This is a genomic window from Streptomyces sp. NPDC029169 (assembly GCF_055563935.1).
Window position 1 is genome coordinate 1 of sequence record NZ_JBVHXA010000045.1, and the last position, 1,204, is coordinate 1,204.

At 72.8% G+C, this 1,204-nt stretch carries 1 protein-coding gene; it reads right to left on the bottom strand.

Going from position 1 to position 1,204, the window contains the following annotated elements:
- Window positions 1-1,204: condensation domain-containing protein (locus ACZ4VI_RS34630; protein ID WP_468005867.1), on the bottom strand; the 1,204-nt coding region annotated here is incomplete at both ends.

Sequence of the window (1,204 nt, forward strand, 5' to 3'; positions counted from 1 at the left end):
ACCCGCACACCCGGATCAGCCACACCCCGCTCCAACACCGAAGCGAAATGCCCCACCAAACGCTCCATCCGACCCCGCTCGAACAACTCCGTCGAGTACTCGACGACGATCTCGAAGGGGCCTTCGGGGTTCTCGATGACGGTGACGCCCAGGTCGAAGCGGGATCCGGCCTCATGGGTGTCGGCGAACGGTTCGACGGTGAGTGCCCCGAGGCGGGCGTCGCGGCCGCTGGTGCCGGCGGCCTGGAGGGTGAGGCTGATCTGGAAGAGCGGGTTGCGCCCCGGCACCCGTTCGGGGCGGAGGGCGTCGACGACCATGCCGAAGGGGACGTCCTGGTGGCCGAGGGCGCCCAGGACGGTTTCCTTGCAGCGTCGTACGAGGTCCCGGAAGGTCGGGTCGCCGGCCGTGCTGGTGCGCAGCACCAGCGTGTTCGCGAACAGGCCGACCATGGGCTCGACCTCGGAGCGCGTCCGCCCCGAGAACACCGAACCCACCGCCAGATCATCCTGACCCGTATAACGCGACAGCACCGTCAGGAACGCCGCCTGAAGAACGGCGAGGAGGGAGGTCTGCTCCTGCTGGGCCAGGTCGCGCAGCCCCTGCCCCAGTGCCTCGGGCAGCAGGGCGTTGAGGGTGGCTCCGGCCGAGGTGGGCTCGGCGGGCAGCGGCCGGTCGGCCGGGAAGTCGACGACCGGGAGGTCGGCCAGGGCGGTTCGCCAGTGGGCGAGCTGGCGGTCCAGGTCCGCGCCGGTCAGGCGTGCCCGCTGCCATGCGGCGAAGTCGGCGGCCTGCCGCGTGAGTTCGGGCAGGTCCGCGCCCTCGTACAGGGCGGCCAGGTCCTGGAAGAGGATGCCGGTGGACCAGCCGTCGGTCACGATGTGGTGCAGGCTGAGCAGGAGGACGTGGTCGTCGGCACCGAGCCGCAGGAGTCCGGTGCGCAGCAGCGGTCCGGCGGCCAGGTCGAAGGGCCGTACGGCCTCGGCCCGTACGAGCGCGGCGGCGCGGGACTCGCGCTCGGCGTCGGGCAGGCCGGACAGGTCGGTGACGGGCAGCGGCCAGGTGTCGGGGGCGGTGTCGACACGGAGCCGGGGCTCTCCGTCCACCTCGTCGAAGCGGGTACGGAGCGCCTCGTGGCGGGCGACCAGGCCGCACAGGGCCCGGCCGAGCGCCGCCACGTCAAGGGCGCCGCGCAGCCGCAGCGCGA